Source organism: Ensifer sp. LC11, assembly GCF_001695835.1.
Classification (GTDB): Bacteria; Pseudomonadota; Alphaproteobacteria; order Rhizobiales; family Rhizobiaceae; genus Ensifer.
This window is the reverse complement of sequence record NZ_MBSO01000023.1, coordinates 37,484-53,290: the sequence shown is the minus strand read 5'-3', so window position 1 is coordinate 53,290 and position 15,807 is coordinate 37,484. Positions and strand designations below refer to the sequence as shown.

The window sequence follows — 15,807 nt, the reverse complement described above, 5'->3', positions numbered from 1 at the left end:
ATGCAATTTGGAGCAGGATTGATTGGGGCGCGGCGGGGCGATCGGCGGCCCTGTCCCATTGTGGGACGATGGCTGCGGTGGGATCCTGACGTCAACTGCGTTTCGGAAAGGGCGAGCAGGAGGACAATCCGACCGGGCAATCGGGGCGATTGTTTCCGTTTAGGCATTGATTAACCATAAGGGAAGATTCCGGGGGATTGGGCGGGACTGACCGTCGCTCTGCGACCCGACGTATCAACGGGAAGGTGGAGCGGAGCGAAAGGGATCGGCCACCGCTGCCGGCGGCCGATTCGTTTTAACGCGTGCTCAAAACGACGTCGGTTTTCTGGAACGTGCGCACGTCGATCAGGCCCTTGTCCGAGATCCGAAGCTCTGGAATGACGACGAGCGCCAGCAGCGAGTGCTGCATATAGGCGTTGTTGAGCCGGCAGCCGCAGGCGCGCATCGCCTCGACGATCGCTGCAGCCTTCTCGGCAACCACTTCCGCCCGCTGATCCGACATCAGGCCGGCCACGGGAAGTTCGACCAAGGCCAGTTCACGACCGCCTTTGATCACGACGATGCCGCCGCCGACCTCCTGCAGCCGGTTGGCGGCCATCGCCATGTCGGCCTTGTTCGTGCCGACGACGATCATGTGATGACTGTCATGGGCGACCGTGCTGGCAATGGCGCAATCGCTGTCGTAGCCGAAGCCGGAAACGAAGGCATTGACGACATCGCCGGTGCCGCGGTGCCGTTCGACCAGCGCGATCTGGCAGATGTCATTCTTGCGATCCATCTGAACGAGCCCGTTTTCGATCGCGACCTCGGCCTCAAGCGCGCGGGTCGGCGCCTGGTTCTCGACAACGCCGATCACGTTCACCCGCGCCCGTGTCGCGCGTGCATTGGACGGGATGTCGAAGTCGCCGGCCGCCAGCGTTCGGCCGAGATGAACCGTGTTGCGGGCGCTTTCCGGATAGACGTAAGCCGGGATGTCGCGCACCAGCGCACCGCCTTCGGCCAAGAGTTCGCCGCGGGCAAAGACCATCTCGATCGGAAGGGCGGCAAGGTCCGAGGTGACGATCAGGTCGGCGCGGCGGCCGGGCGCGATGGAGCCGAGTTCACGTTCGAGACCGAAATGCTGGGCGGTGTTGAGCGTCGCCATCTGGATGGCGGTGACCGGCTTCAGCCCTTGGGCGATGGCGTGGCGCACGACCCGGTTCATGTGGCCGTCATGAACGAGCGTGCCGGAATGGCTGTCGTCGGTGCAAAGCAGGAAATTGCGCGGGTCGAGACCGGATTCGGTCACCGCTTTTATCTGTGCAGCGACGTCGTACCAGGCGGAACCGAGGCGCAGCATGGCGCGCATGCCCTGGCGCACACGGGCGATGGCGTCGTCAACCGTCGTGCCCTCATGGTCATCAGCCGGTCCGCCGGCGGCATAGGCGTGGAACTCGCGGCCGAGGTGCGGCGAGGCGTAGTGGCCGCCGACCGTGAGGCGGGCATCCTGGGTGGCTGCGATCTCGGCCATCATCTTCGGATCATTGCCGGCAACGCCGGGAAAATTCATCATCTCGCCAAGGCCGATGACGTTCGGCCAGGCGAGCGCCTCCGCGACATCTTGCGCTGAAAGCTCGGCGCCGGCGGTTTCAAGGCCCGGCGCGCTCGGCACGCAGCTCGGCACCTGGACGAGCACGTTGACCGGCAGGCTCTCAGCCTCCTCGTTCATCAGCCGGACGCCGGCAAGGCCGAGCACGTTGGCGATCTCGTGCGGATCGATGAACATGGTGGTCGTGCCGTGCGGGATGACCGCGCGGGCAAATTCGGTGACGGTGACGAGACCGCTTTCCACATGCATGTGCGCGTCGCAAAGGCCGGGCACGAGATAGCGGCCGACGGCGTCCAGGACCTTGGTGCCTTCGCCGATGGTGTGGCTGGCGTCCGGCCCGACATAGGCGAAGCGGCCGGCTTTGACGGCGATGTCGGTCCCGGGAATGATCTCGCCGGAATAGACGTTGACCCACTTGCCATTGCGGATCACGAGATCGGCCGGCTTGCGGCCCATGGCGACGTCGACCAGTTCGGGTGCGGTTCTCGACCAGGATTGAAGCATGATGGTTTCCTTCGGATGGGCGATGTCGGCGTCCTCTTATCAAGAGAGGACGCCGAAGGGACTACTGGGTCTGGGCGACGAGTGCTGCGGCAAGCAGCGCGACGAACCACATGACCGGTTTTACATCGCCGGCCCGGCCGCAGACCAGCTTGATCAGCACATAGGCGATGATCGCGAGCGACAGGCCGAGCGTGATCGAGAAGGTGAGCGGGATCAACACGATCGCGAGGAATGCCGGGATCGCCTCGTCGAGTGTGTTCCAGCGGATATTGCTGATCGGCTCGGACATGAAGAGGCCGGTGAGGATCAGCACCGGCGCGGTCGCAACCGCCGGCACCAGCGACAATAGCGGCGACAGGAACAGGAAGGGCACGAAGAGAAGGCCGGCGACGAGTGCGACGAGGCCTGTGCGTCCGCCTTGGGCGATGCCGGCGCCGGATTCGAGGTAGACGGTTGCCGGGCTGGTGCCGAGCGGGGCCGAGATCAGCGCGGCGATCGCGTCGACATGCATCGATTCGCGGATATTGCGCGGCATGCCGGTTTCATCCTTGAGGTCGGCCGCTTCGGCAAGGCCGAGGAAGGTCGACAGAGCCTCGATGAAGTTGGTGAACAGGAAGACGAAGATGAAGGGCAGGTAGATCAGGTTGAGCGCACCGATGAGGTCGATCTGGCCGACGAAGCTGAAATCCGGTGCCGCCGAGAAACCGCTCCAATTGACGAGTGTGTGCACGTCTGGTGTCTCCGGCCAGAACGCGGCGCCGTCGCCCCACCAGCGGCCGATCGGGATCGACAGGATGGTGGTGAGGATCATGCCGGCCATCATCGCGCCGGGCACCTTGCGCACCACCAACGCCACCGTCAGCACGAAACCGGCGATGAAGGTGAGCGTCACCGGGTTGAACTGCGTCAGGCCGACGATCGTATCGGGGTTGGCGACGATGAACTTGGCGTTTTCCAGACCGATCAGCGCGATGAAAAGGCCGATGCCGCAGGCGATGCCATAACGCAGATCAACCGGGATCGACTCGATGATCGTCTGGCGCAGGTTGAAGAAGGCCATGACGGTGAAGAGCACGCCGGCCCAGAAGACGCAGCCGAGCGCGATTTCAAGCGGCACCTTGGCGCCGACGACCATGGTGTAGGCAAAGAGCGCGTTGATGCCCATGCCGGGCGCCACCAGGATGGGGCTGCGCGCATAAAGCCCCATGGCGCAGCTGCCGATGAAGCTGACGAGCACCGTCGCGGTCACCCCTGCCGAAAACGGAATGCCGGCATGCGCCAGGATCGATGGATTGACGACGATGACGTAGGAGGCGGCGAGAAAGGTGGTGAGGCCCGCGAGGATCTCGGTGCGGACGGTCGAGCCGAACTGCGAGATCTGGAAATAGCGGTCAAGGAGTGCGCCGAGCCAGGATGTCTCCGGGCCTGGGGCCGCCTCCACGGTCTTGTTCTGATAGTTCATTTTGTTCCCCTTTTTTAAACGAAGAAGGGGGCCGGCATGACCGACCCCCTCCAGCTATCATTCCGCGGCTTCGGCGCGCTCGTCCCCACCGGCGGGTGCAAACGGCGAGATCACCTTGAGCCCGACGCAATCGACGACGCCAAGGTCGGTGATCGCATATTCCGGGATCGCCGTGATCTGCAGCACGAACATGTACATGAAGGGCCAGGGCAGCCGGCAGCCGAGCGCGCGGGCCGCATCGTCGAGCTGGTCTTCCAGCGCCGCCATTTCGGCCGGTTCGATGTCGGAGACGATGCCGCCGATCGGCAGGTGCAGGAAGGCTTCGACCTTGCCGTTGCGGACCACCACCTGGCCGCCATTGTTGGCAATCAGGTGGTTGATGGCGATGCGCATGTCCTCAAGATCGGCGCCGATGCAGATGATGTTGTTGTCGTCTGGGGCGGTCGAGCTGGCGATCGCGCCCTCGCGCAAGCCGAAGCCGGAGGCAAAGGCGACCGGGCGGTTGTTCGTCTTGCCGTAGCGCTCGACGACCGTCACGTACTGCACGTCCCTGGCCGGATCGGCGAACACCTGACCGTCCTTGACCGCAAGCGTCACGTCGCGACGGGTGCGCACGAAGATCTTCTCCGGGGTTACGGCGATCGCCATCGCTTCCGCCGTGTCGCCGACGCCGTCATAGGCAACCTTCAGGTCGCCAGGCTGAAGCGGTGCGACCTTGACCGAGTTGAGCAGGGCGACGCTGCGTTCGGGCGGCGTCAGCTCGATTGCCATCTTGCCGGCGCGGGCTACCACTTCGCCCTTGGCGACGACCGTTTCGATGTTGAAGTTGCGAAGGTCGTTGACGAGCAGAATGTCGGCGGCGCGGCCGGGCGAGATCGAGCCGACCTTGTCGTCGATCCGAAGCGCGTCGGCGCCGTTGATCGTCGCCATCTGGATCGCGGCCATCGGCGAGATGCCCATGGCGATCGCCATGCGCACCATGTTGTCGAGATGGCCGCGCTTCAGAATGTCGCTCGCCACCACGTCATCGGTGCAGAAGCTGATGCGCCGAAGCGCCTTGGCGCCCATTTCGGTGACGATGCGCAGATTTTCGGAAAGGAAGTGCGAGATCGAGGATTCACGCACCACGACATGCATGCCGGCGCGCAGCTTTTCTAGCATTTCCTCGGGCGTGTAGCTCTCATGGTCGGCGCGCACACCGGACTGCTGGTAGCCGGCAAGCCGCGCGCCGCGGGTCATCGGGCAGCAGCCGAGCACCGGCAGCCGGCTCTTTTCGGCAAGCTCCAGCGCCGCCAGCACGTCGGCATCCTCCTCCTGGATGAATTCGCGCACGGTCTCCCATATGCCGACGCATTCCGGCCAGTGGTGCGTCGCCTGGTGGTCGGCCGGGCTGAAATAGTGGCCGACCGTCGAGCGCGGCATGGTGTAGGGCGTCTTGCAGGGCGCGCCCCAGAAGACTTTCAAAGGTGTCTGCTTGGCTTCGTCGAGGAACTCGCGCGCCGCAGCCGGGCCGCCGACGACGATGATCTGGTCGAGGCCGGTGACGATCGAGGTCGTGCCGAGCGGAACGACGGCCTTGGCGAAGCTCGTCAGCGACATCTTCGAGCACTCGACATGCAGATGCCCGTCGATCATTCCGGGTGCGAGGTACTTGCCGGTCGCGTCGACGATCCTGGTCTCAGGGCCGATATAGTCGGAGATGTCGCCGACGGCGATGATGCGCTCGCCATAGATGGCGACGTCGGCCTGATAAATTTCTTCCGAAACGACGTTGACCAGGCGGCCACCCCGGATCGCCAGCGTTGCCTTGCCGCCGGTGCCCGATGCGGCGCGAATGAATTCTCTGATATCGCTCACTGGAACCTCTTCTCCCTTAGCTCCAGTGATTATTCCCAATTCCCAATCGTTTGCACAATGGGCCGAAATGCTCTAATTTACGAACATATCATCCAAGATTTTGGACGAAATATGGACCTGTCACTCATAGACTGCTTTGTGAAAGTTGCGGATTCCCGTTCGATTTCAGCGGCTTCCAGGCGGCATCGGCTGCCAAAGTCGACGCTCAGCCACAAGATCCGGCAATTGGAGGACGAGTTCGGCATCGAGCTCTTCGTGCGCGAAGGGCACCAACTGCACGTGACCGATGCGGGTGCGGAATTCCTGCGCTACGCGCGGCTCATCCAGTCAAACTGCGACGATGCGGCGACCGCAATGGCGGAGATGCGCCAGGAGGTGGCGGGCACGCTGAGGGTGGGTTCAACAGGCGAATTCGGCACGACGATCACCTCGGAGCTGCTTTACGCCTTTCGCCAGCAATATCCGCAGGTCAATCTCGACGTCGTCTTTCTCTCCTCGCGCCAACCTTTTTCCGATGTCACGGAGCAGGCGCTCGACGGCATCTTTCACTGGGGCGAGCCATCGGATGTGGACTACATCAGTCGCCGGCTTTCGGTCTCATCCTACGGGCTGTTTGCAAGCCCGCAATACATCGCTCGCCACGGCCAGCCGGAAAACCCGGATCAACTTTCCGGCCACCGCGGTCTCGTTTTCCGCCAGCCGACGCGGCTGCAGTCCTGGTACTTGACGCAGGCCGGCGAAGACGAGGTGGACCTGCTGCCGGCGGCGACCTGCACCACCAACGACTACTGGACGATCAAGTATTTTGCGGTCGCCGGCGAGGGCATCGCCTATCTGCCTGACTTCTTCGTCGAGACCGAGCGGCAGGCCGGTCTGCTGGAGCCGGTGCTATCAGACTGGCGGTCACCGCAGACGGCGATCAATTTGATCTATTCGCGCCGTCGGCACGTGTCGAAGCGCTTCAAGGCCTTCGTCGATTTCTGCATCGACTTCTATCGCGACCGGGATCGGGTGAAGATCCCGCGCTACTATGTCGAGCGGGTCAGCCTTTAACGCGCTCTACGTGGTGCCGCTTGGAGCCACTTCTGTCCGGGGGCTGCTGACAACCTAGCAACGCAGGCAACACGCTGGCGCCGTCGACATTGCCACCGCAGAGCAGGACGACATTGGTCTGGCCGGCACACTTTTGCGCGACCTTCCGGAAACCGGCGAGCGCGAGTGCTGCAGCCCCTTCGACCAGCATGTGCTCATCCAGAAGCAGGTCGCGCATCGACGCTTCGATTTCCGCTTCCGTGCAGGTCACGACCTCATCGATCACGGCCATCGACAGCCCGAGCGTCAGGCTGTCTTCATCGAGACCACCGGCGACCGCCTCCGCGAGCGTGTCGAAATGATCGGTTTCGACGACGCGGCCGGCCCGCATCGAGGCCGCGAGTGCTGCCGAATTCGCCGCCGAAACGCCGATGACACGGGTGTGCGGTCTGAAACTCTTCAGCACCGAACCGATGCCGCTGATCAGCCCGCCACCACCCATGGCGACGAAGATGTTGTCGATGCGGGTCGCCTGTTCCAGCAATTCGAGCGCGATGGTGCCCTGTCCGGCGATGATGTCCGGGTCGTTGTACGGTGAGACATAGACGAGCTTCTCCGTCGCTGCGAGCCGTTGCGCATGCTGCTCGGCAAGCCCGGTTTCCGCGCCATGGAGAATGACATCGACTCCATAGGTGCGGATGCGTTCGAGCTTCGCCGCCTTGACGATCTCGGGCAGCACGACGGTCAGTTTTTGGCCAATCGTGCTTGCCGCATGGGCAGCGCCGATGCCGTGGTTGCCGGACGACGCGGTGATGACCCGCTGATCCCGCGGCAGCGATGTCATCTTGCTGGCAGCGCCTCGGATCTTGAAGGAACCGGTCAACTGCAGGTTCTCCGCCTTGAACAACACCGTCGAGGATGTTTGCCGCCCGATTGCGCGCGAGGGGATCAGCGGCGTCTCATAGATGAAAGGGCGGATACGCTGACGCGCCCTGACGGCGCTTGCGGCGGTCTCGAAGATGTCCTTGTTCATGATCTTGCTCCTTCCGCGCGCCCAAGCAGACCGAGCGCCTTAAGCGCGGTACGGGCGATAGCGATGTCCTGCGTCGCAATCCCCGTCAGGTCAGCGATGGTGATGTCCTGCTGCGCGTGTCGGCCTTGTGCTGTGCCGGAAAGAACCGCGCCGAGCGCCACGCAGCGGCCTTCGTCGATCAGGCCAGCCTGGGCCGCAGCGGAGACTTCGCCGTGGTCCAGGCATTGCTCGGCGAGATCGACGAAAAGACGGTCCGCGCGGGTGATGAGTTCGACATCGAGTTCCTGCTTGCCTGGCGCATCCGCGCCCATGGCGGTGATATGCGCGCCGGGTCCGATCCACGCTGATCGGATCAGCGGCTCTTTCGATGGGGTCGTCGTCACGATCACGTCGGAACGGCGGCACAGCGTTTCGAGGTCGGCCGTCGCCTCGATGGCAAGGTCAAGGTCCGTGAGATCTCCGAGTACGGCTTCGGCGCGGTCTAGCGACCGTCCCCACACCGTGAAGTTCAGCGGGCGATCCGAGAGTGCCGCGAGCGCCCGGATCTGGATGCGGGCCTGCGTCCCGGTTCCGACGATTCCGATCCTTCGGGCGTCGTCGCGCCACAAGGCCATGGTTGCGATGGCGCCGCCGATGCCGGTGCGCAGATCGGTCAGCAACCCCTTGTCGTCGAGAACGGCGGCCACATCGCCGGTCTCGGCGGAGACAGCAAGCATCATGCCGTTGCTCGAAGGTAGTCCCTTGGCCGGGTTGTCGTAGAAGCCGGAGGCGATCTTCACAACGAAGATCGGATCGCCTTCGATGTAGCCGTACTTGATGTGGCAATCGGCATTGCGGCCGTGAAGCGGCAGATAGCCGACCGGCGGCAGGTTGGCGCGGCCGTCGGTGACGGCGATATAGGCGTCGCGGATCGCCGGGGCCGCAAGCGTCAGTAGGGACAGGCGCGCAAGTTTTTCGCGGTCGATGACGATCATGGCGCGCTGCCTTCGCTCAGATATTTGTAGACGGTCGCCCGGCCCATGCCGAGGATGCGGGAGATGTAGGAGGCGGCGTTCTTGCCGCCGAAGGCGCCATTTGAGGAGAGCGCGATCACCAGCGCCTGCTTGTCGCTCCGGCTCATCGTCGAGATTGTCAGCCCGCGCGCCGCCGTCCATTGCTGCACATATTCGTTGACGCGCTCGTGCCAGTCCTCCTTGAACAGGCTCTCGGGCTTGTCGCTGACCGACACGCGGACAAGCGCATTGAGCGTGCGCAGCGCCGCGTGAAAGTCCGAGACATCGGCGTTGATGCAGAGCACACCGATCGCCTTGCCGGTCGTTTCGCGCAGCACCGCGCTGATCGACTTGATCGAGCGCCCGTCCCAGTTGACCTTCTCATAGGGACCGATGACCCCGTCCGCTTCCCTGAAACCGATTTCGCTGAGCAGCGAAGGCTCGCCGATCTCGCGCTTGGAGAAATTGCCGGCGATGTGGACGACGGTTTCGGTCGCGAGGTCATGCAGCACGACCTCGGCATAGGGCTGGAACAGCAAGGCGATCGCGTCGCAGACAAGCACGTGCGGGCGGAGTTCGGGTTTCACGGCCTTCCCTTTGTTTGGTTGGCAAGCTTTAAAGCATGCGTAGACGCAAATGTCCACGTTGGATTTATTGTCTACATTCGCCAAGTAAAAGCAACAGCGGCGTGCGATGATGCCGCACGCCGCTGCTGAAGCTGCCGTCAGGGAGGAGTGGGATCAGCTTGCTTGGACGGCTTTCGCTGCTCTTGTCCGTCTCCACCCGAGGATCAGCGGCATGAACGCCATGGCGCCGGCGAGGATCCACAGGATGATCGAGATCTTGCTCTGGAACAGGATCGAGATGTCGCCGCCGCTGATCGCCAGCGCATTGCGCAGGTTGACCTCCATGACATGGCCGAGCACGAAGCCAAGGATGATCGGCGCCATGTCGAAGCCGGCCTTTCGCAGCAGCCAGCCGATCATGCCGATGCCGAGCATCAACAGGATCGAGAACACCGAGGCGTGGGTCGAGTAGACGCCGACGATCGAGAGCACGAGGATGCCCGGAACCAGCAGCCAGTTCGGTACCGTCAACACCCGGGCGAAGATGTTGACCAGCGGCAGGTTGAGCAGAAGCAGCAGGATATTGCCGACAAACAGCGAGGCGACGAGGCCGCCGACCACTTCCGGACGTTCGGTGATCAGCATCGGACCCGGCTGAATGTTGTAGAGCATCAGCGCGCCGAGCATGACGGCGGTCGTGCCGGAACCGGGCACGCCGAGCGTCAGCATCGGGACGAAGGCGCCGCAGGCCGTCGCGTTGTTGGCCGCTTCCGGTGCTGCAAGACCGCGCACGTCGCCCTTGCCGAAGGTGCCTTCGGTGTCGGAGATGCGCTTTTCCGTGGTGTAGGAAACCGCACTCGAAACGGAAGCACCGGTGCCCGGCAGCACGCCGACGATGAAGCCGATGACCGAACCGCGCAGCGTCGCGCCCACCGATTTGCGGATGTCGTCGAGGCGGGCGGTCATGCGGCCGAGTTCGCGAATGACACTGACGCCGCTTGCCTGGTGTTCAAGGATCAGCAGCGCCTCGGAGACCGAGAACAGGCCGATGACCAGCACGACGAATTCGATGCCGTCGCCGAGTTCCGGCTCGTTGAAGGTGAAGCGATAGGCGCCCGATGTCGCGTCGAGACCGACTGTTGCGAGCATCAGCCCGAGGGTGCAGCCGATCAGCGTCTTCACCGGCTGGCTGCCGACCATCGAGCCGAGCGTGGCGAAGGCAAAGACCATCAGCACGAAGTATTCCGCTGGCCCGAAGCCGATCGCAAGGCCCGCAAGCAGCGGCGCAAACAGCGCCAGCCCGACCGCGCCGAAGACGCCGCCGACAAAGGAGGAGAGCCCGGAGAGCATCAGCGCCTCGCCGGCGCGACCCTGGCGGGCCATCGGGTTGCCGTCGAGGGCGGTCATGACCGCGCCGGCGTCACCGGGAACGTTCAAGAGGATCGAGGAAATGCGGCCGCCATACTCGGCGCCGCAATAGACGGCGGCGAGCAGGATCATCGTGCTTTCGGCCGGCAGTCCCATCGTATAGGCGATCGGGATGAGAAGTGCGATGCCGTTGATCGGCCCGATCGCCGGCAGAGCGCCGACCAGGGTGCCGATGAAGCAGCCGGCGAGACCGATCAGCAGGTTCTGCATGGTGAGGGCGACGGTAAAACCGTTCCAGAGATAATCGAGATTCATTGATATCACTCCATAACCGGCGGATCAGCCGAATAGACGGCCGGCGGGCAGATAGACGTCGAGCAGGTAGGAAAAGACGGACCACCAGAGGAGCGCCTGTCCGGCCGCGCCGATCAGCGCAAGACGCAGCGGTGCGCCGAAGATCCAGCCGACGCCTGCGGTCAAAAGGAAGATCGAGGCCGCGAAGCCGGCCGGCTCCAAAAGCAATGCCGATGCGAGGAGCAGGAGCGGAACTGCCACGATCCGCACAAGAAGCTGTCCCCTCGGGAAGGCTTCGGCCGTTCCGGGGCTTTTCAGATAGAAGAGGCAGAGCACCGTGAGGATGATTGCCAAAAGCACCGGCACGACGCGCGGTCCGAGCGGGTCCGAGGCAAAGGCGTATTCGATCCGGCTGCCGCCGATGCCGTAGGCAATCGCGAGCGCGAGCATGGAGAGCCCGCCGATCCTGCCGATGAGGGTGGAGGAGGAGGATGTGGTGTCTGACATGGTTCTGTTCCCGATGATCTCGTCGTCGGAGGGAACGGGCTTTCGACCCGGCCGATCAAGCGAAAGGCGTGGCGAGCCCGCAAGATGGTGGCGAGCCTGTCGGAGCGGGACGAGCGCCCCGCTCCGCGCTCCGGTCCTACATGCCGGCTTCCTTGGCGATGATCTTGAAGCGTGCCACGTCTGACTTGACCTGCTGGTCGAAGGCCTCGCCGACCTGGGTGTATTCGTAGAGGCCGCGCGCTTCGCGCTCCTTCACGAACTCCGGTGTCGCGACGAGTTTGGTGAAGGCGTCGGCCCACCATTTGTAGTCGGCATCGGAGACATCCTTGCCGACATAATAGCCGCGCCAGACCGGCCACTCGATGTCGACGCCCTGTTCCTTGGCGGTCGGGACTTCGGCGAGTTCGCCCGGCAGGCGCGCCGGCGCCATGACCGCAAGCACGCGGACCTTGCCGGCCGCATGGTGCTTGGACATTTCGGCGGCATCGCCGGCGCCCACCTTGACGTGCCCGCCTTCGAGTGCCGTCAGTACCGCGCCGCCGCCCTCGAGCGCGACATAGCGCATCTGCTTCGGCTCCTGACCCGCGGCTTTCGCCAAGAGTGAGCCCTTCATCCAGTCCTGCGAGCCAACGGCGCCGCCGCCGGCGACCGAGAACTCGGTCGGGCTCGCCTTATAGGCCGCGATCAGTTCGCCGAGGCTCTTGTAGGGCGAGTCCGCGGCAACGACGAGCACGCCGTAATCGGCGCCGAGCGCGCCGAGCCAGCGCACCGCGGTTTCGTCATATTGCCCGAACTTGCCCTGGGCGATCAGAAGCGCCGAGCCCGATGATGCCGCGGTGATCAGGTTGCCGTCGCCGCCGCGCTTACCCACGACGTGGTTGTAGGCAACGGCACCGACGCCGCCCTCCATATAGGTGACGGCCATCGGCTTGCCGATCAGCTTGGCTTCGAGCAGCGCATTGGCGGCGAGCCGGCAGGTGAGGTCGAAGCCGCCACCGGGTTTGGCGCCGGCCAAGCACTCGGGCTTCGACGGTTCCGCCCCGGCGGGCGATGCGACAGCGGCCAGGCAGCCAGCCGCAAGAAGGGTCTTCAGAAAGCTTCGGGTCATGGTCTCTCTCCCATCGTCCATGATTTCGTGTTGCGACGCTGTTGACGCCGCCTTGAGCCGACCGAACATCCAGGATCAGGAGCACGCCGAAGAACATCGCTGGACCGCATGCGCGACCACCCGACAATGCCTCAACGATGGTTGTCCTCCAGATCCTGGCCGCATCTCCCGTTGTCGCGGTCAGGCTGCCCTCTTTCCTCTGCGAACCTGTCACCATGCTGTCACGGTCGCAGTCAGATCCACCGGGTTGATCGCCCAAATCTTCCGTGTCACTGCTTCCCCATGCGCATCTTTCTGGTGGAGGACACGAGGGATGTCGGGGAGGCAATCAGCCGGCGACTGGAAAAGGTCGGGCACACCGTCGATTGGCAAACGGACGGGCAAGCCGCCGCCGACATACTCGAATTTACCGACTATGATCTCGTGATCCTCGACGTGATGTTGCCGGGGCTCGACGGGTTCGAGATCCTGCGGCATCTGCGCGCCCGGCGGAAGACGACGCCGGTCCTGGTGCTGACGGCGCGTTCGGAGATCGAGGACCGCGTCGGCGCGCTCGACCTCGGCGCCGACGACTATCTGGTCAAGCCGTTCGATTTCCGTGAACTGGAGGCCCGCACGCGCGTGCTTTTGCGCCGCCGGCAAGGCGATCCGACCAATCTCATTCAATGCGGCGATCTGGTTCTCGACCGCAACAGCCGCTCCGTGCGGATCGGCAGCCGCGAGGTGCAGCTGAAGCGGCGCGAGATCACGCTTCTCGAAGTGCTGGCCGCGCGGCCGGGGCGGGTCTTCAGCAAGGACGAACTGCTCGACCGCCTCTTCGGCTTCGACGAAGGCGCCAACCAGAACGCGGTCGAGCTCTATGTTGGCCGGCTGCGCAAGAAGATCGAGGGCTCAACGGTGCGCATCGTCACGATCCGTGGCCTCGGCTATCAGCTGGTGACTGATGATGCGGCGTGAAACGTCACTCTTCTCGCGCCTCGTGCTGCGCGTGGCGCTGGTGCTTTGCGGCGGCGCAGCACTTCTGGCCACTGCCGCCTGGTACTATGCCCGCGCCGCAGCAGATGATGCCTATGACCGGCTGCTGCTCGGAGCGGCGATCCAGATCACGGCGAACATGACCGTCGATGCAGGCAACCTGGGGGTGACACTACCGTCCTCGGCCTTCGAACTGCTTGGGCTCGCCGAACGTGATCGCATCTTCTACCGGGTGGTCGGGCCCGACGGGAAAACGCTGACGGGCTACGACGATCTCGACGCTGGTATCGACCTGACGTCCGCACGGGCAGCGCCTGTGTTTCGGTCGGCTGAGTATCGCAATGCGCCGGTTCGCATCGCGATCGTGTCGCGGGCGCTGTCGGATCCCTCCTTTTCCGGTTGGGCCTATGTGGTGATGGCGCAGACCACCGAGGCGCGGCGCGCGCTTGCGAGCGAACTGACGACGCGCGCCATGATCCTTGTCGGCATCATGAGCCTCTTGGCGCTCGCTGGCACCGTGCTTGCCATCCGCTATTCGCTCTTGCCCGTCGGCAAGCTCGCCTCCACCTTGCGCGCCAGGGACCCGCAGGACCTCACACCGGTTGACGTCGACATGCCGCGCGAACTCAAGCCTTTCGTCGGATCCATCAATCATTTCATGGGCCGTCTCGATGAGCGTGTCACCCTGCTGCAGCGCTTCATCGCCGACGCCGCCCACCAGATCCGCACGCCGCTGACAGCACTTTCAGCACAGGTCGACATGCTCGACGACGAAGACCTCGACGCCGATCGCAAGCGCCATCTCGAGCGGGTGCGCGACCGCGTCGGTCAGTTGGCGCGGCTCACCAACCAGCTGCTGAGCCACGCCATGGTCATCCATCGCTCCGATTCCGTGCGGTTCAAGCCGGTCGATCTCGGCGACATTGCCCGCAAGGCCTTTCGCTCGGCGATCCCGGTCACCGTTGATCCGGACGTCGTCGTTTCGTTCGAAGGGTGCACGGAACCGGTGGTCGTGCTTGGCGATGCGTTGAGCCTGCGCGAGGCGATCGTCAACATCATCGACAATGCCCTGCAGCATGGAACCGTTCAACGCCTGGCTGTCCGCGTCGGGCGTGGAGATGGGCGAGTGCTGGTGGAGGTTGCCGACGACGGCCCCGGCATTCCCGCCGGCGAATGGTCACGGGTCACGGCGCGGTTCGTCAGTTCGAAGACGGGGGAGGGAAGCATGGGGCTCGGCTTTGCAATTGCGGCTGAGGTGGCGGTGGCGCATGGCGGCACCATCCGGTTTCGCGAAAAAGGCGAGCATGACTTTGCCGTTATCCTCGATCTTCCCCTCGGCAAGGAGGGCGCGTCATGGCTTGGCTAAAGGCGGTGCCGCTCGCAATCACCGCGGTTCTTGTGCTTGCCCCGACGGCTGGTGCCGTCGAGGGCACGCGCAACGTCTTTCCCGCGCTCGATGCGGAGCGCGGCCGGCTCGTCATCAACGGGGCAACGGACATCGAGGCGATGGAGCCTCTGATCCGCGATTTCCAGGAGACGGCCCGGGATGTCGCCATCGACTACACCGACTATGTGACCAATGATCTCTATCGGGATGCCGATATCGCCTGCCGCCTGCGGCAGCCCTTCGGCGACATTCTGCTCTCGTCTTCCGTCGACCAGCTCGTGAAGCTCGCAAACGACGGCTGCGCCCAGGCGCATGTCTCGGAGGAAACCCGCGACGTCCCGGCCTGGGCGAACTGGCGCGACGAGGTTTTCGGCTTCACCTTCGAACCCTCGGTCATGGTCTACCACAAGGATTTCGTCCCGCCGGAAGACGTGCCGCACACCCATGGCGAACTGACCGACCTCCTGCGTTTCAAGCCGGATTATTACCGCGGCCGCATCGGCACCTATGATCTGCGCCAGTCCGGCATCGGCTACCTGCTTGCCTTCCTCGACGCGCAACAGGCGTCGACCACATACGGCCGGCTGCTCGAAAGCCTCAGTCGCGCGGAAGCCGTGCTGCGTTGCTGCAACAATGCCGTGCTGTCGGAGCTTGATAGCGGCAATGTCTATATCGGCTACAACATCCTCGGCTCCTACGCCTATGCCGCCTCGCGCCGCAACGACAAGCTCCGGATCGTGCTGCCGCGCGACTACACGCTGATCCTCAGCCGCGGCGCGCTCATCCCAGTTGGCGCAAAACGTGGGAATCTTGCCGGTCGTTTCCTCGATTACCTGCTGTCTGAAAGGGGGCAGGGCGTGGCGCGACAGAAGGCCTTCTTCTTCTCGCGCGATGGCGCCGTGCCCGCCGAGGTCGACGGACCGGCGAAACTGGTCGAATCCGGCATCGGCCGGCCGATCCGCATCGGCCCGGCGCTGCTCGCTGCGCAGGACCGGCTGCAGCGCTCCCGGTTCATCGACGATTGGACGAACCTGATCGTCAACACGCCGGTGCGGTTGCGGCCGAATTGATGGCCCGTACCGGCAAGGGTTGCAACGGTCGGGACTGGGCGTCGGAACTGGGCAACGGCACTGG

Annotated in this window: 13 protein-coding genes; 4 read left to right on the top strand and 9 right to left on the bottom strand. The window is 64.0% G+C overall.

Annotated elements, in window-relative coordinates; all coding sequences use genetic code 11:
• Nucleotides 1–295: 295 nt before the first annotated feature.
• The 3 genes from ade to BBX50_RS16570 all read right to left on the bottom strand — a co-directional run bounded on the left by ade (nucleotide 296) and on the right by BBX50_RS16570 (nucleotide 5,411).
• On the bottom strand, nucleotides 296–2,092 hold the full coding sequence (ade, locus tag BBX50_RS16580; RefSeq protein WP_065776429.1) for an adenine deaminase: 1,797 nt from the start codon (nucleotides 2,090–2,092) through the stop codon (nucleotides 296–298).
• 61 nt (nucleotides 2,093–2,153) lie between these two features.
• A complete protein-coding gene (locus BBX50_RS16575; RefSeq protein ID WP_065776428.1) occupies nucleotides 2,154–3,554 on the bottom strand; it encodes an NCS2 family permease in 1,401 nt (466 codons plus the stop codon).
• Between the two features lie 57 nt (nucleotides 3,555–3,611).
• Entirely contained in the window at nucleotides 3,612–5,411 is a 1,800-nt protein-coding gene (locus tag BBX50_RS16570) for an adenine deaminase (protein ID WP_065776427.1), read from the bottom strand.
• 111 nt (nucleotides 5,412–5,522) lie between these two features.
• Here BBX50_RS16570 and BBX50_RS16565 point away from each other — a divergent pair, with 111 nt between their 5' ends.
• Nucleotides 5,523–6,464, top strand: a complete 942-nt coding sequence (locus BBX50_RS16565; protein ID WP_065776426.1) for a LysR family transcriptional regulator — start codon at nucleotides 5,523–5,525, stop codon at nucleotides 6,462–6,464.
• Here BBX50_RS16565 and BBX50_RS16560 read toward each other — a convergent pair.
• The 6 genes from BBX50_RS16560 to BBX50_RS16535 form a co-directional block, all read right to left on the bottom strand.
• Nucleotides 6,454–7,476, bottom strand: a complete 1,023-nt coding sequence (locus tag BBX50_RS16560) for a pyridoxal-phosphate dependent enzyme (RefSeq protein WP_083213707.1) — start codon at nucleotides 7,474–7,476, stop codon at nucleotides 6,454–6,456. The genes BBX50_RS16565 and BBX50_RS16560 overlap by 11 nt on opposite strands.
• Nucleotides 7,473–8,450: a hypothetical protein gene (locus BBX50_RS16555; protein WP_065776425.1), complete on the bottom strand. Its 978-nt coding sequence runs from the start codon at nucleotides 8,448–8,450 to the stop codon at nucleotides 7,473–7,475. Before BBX50_RS16555 ends, BBX50_RS16560 begins: the two co-directional genes overlap by 4 nt.
• Complete coding sequence (locus BBX50_RS16550) at nucleotides 8,447–9,055, bottom strand: PAS domain-containing protein (protein WP_065776424.1); 609 nt, start codon at nucleotides 9,053–9,055, stop codon at nucleotides 8,447–8,449. Before BBX50_RS16550 ends, BBX50_RS16555 begins: the two co-directional genes overlap by 4 nt.
• Before the next feature lie 153 nt (nucleotides 9,056–9,208).
• Nucleotides 9,209–10,717, bottom strand: coding sequence for a tripartite tricarboxylate transporter permease (locus tag BBX50_RS16545; RefSeq protein WP_065776423.1), 1,509 nt, complete (start codon nucleotides 10,715–10,717; stop codon nucleotides 9,209–9,211).
• A 24-nt stretch (nucleotides 10,718–10,741) separates the two neighbouring features.
• Nucleotides 10,742–11,203 carry a tripartite tricarboxylate transporter TctB family protein gene (locus BBX50_RS16540; RefSeq protein ID WP_065776422.1) on the bottom strand — a complete coding sequence of 154 codons (462 nt, stop codon included), beginning with the start codon at nucleotides 11,201–11,203 and terminating at the stop codon, nucleotides 10,742–10,744.
• Between the two features lie 136 nt (nucleotides 11,204–11,339).
• Nucleotides 11,340–12,311 carry a tripartite tricarboxylate transporter substrate-binding protein gene (locus tag BBX50_RS16535; protein ID WP_065776421.1) on the bottom strand — a complete coding sequence of 324 codons (972 nt, stop codon included), beginning with the start codon at nucleotides 12,309–12,311 and terminating at the stop codon, nucleotides 11,340–11,342.
• Between the two features lie 282 nt (nucleotides 12,312–12,593).
• Between BBX50_RS16535 and BBX50_RS16530 the strand changes: the two genes are divergently transcribed.
• Genes BBX50_RS16530 through BBX50_RS16520 form a run of 3 tightly spaced genes read left to right on the top strand, consistent with a single transcriptional unit; the run spans nucleotide 12,594 to nucleotide 15,743 of the window.
• Entirely contained in the window at nucleotides 12,594–13,268 is a 675-nt protein-coding gene (locus tag BBX50_RS16530) for a response regulator transcription factor (protein WP_065776420.1), read from the top strand.
• On the top strand, nucleotides 13,258–14,652 hold the full coding sequence (locus BBX50_RS16525; protein WP_320410510.1) for a sensor histidine kinase: 1,395 nt from the start codon (nucleotides 13,258–13,260) through the stop codon (nucleotides 14,650–14,652). Before BBX50_RS16530 ends, BBX50_RS16525 begins: the two co-directional genes overlap by 11 nt.
• Entirely contained in the window at nucleotides 14,640–15,743 is a 1,104-nt protein-coding gene (locus BBX50_RS16520) for an ABC transporter substrate-binding protein (RefSeq protein ID WP_065776418.1), read from the top strand. The genes BBX50_RS16525 and BBX50_RS16520 overlap by 13 nt, the downstream gene beginning before the upstream one ends.
• Nucleotides 15,744–15,807 lie beyond the last annotated feature (64 nt).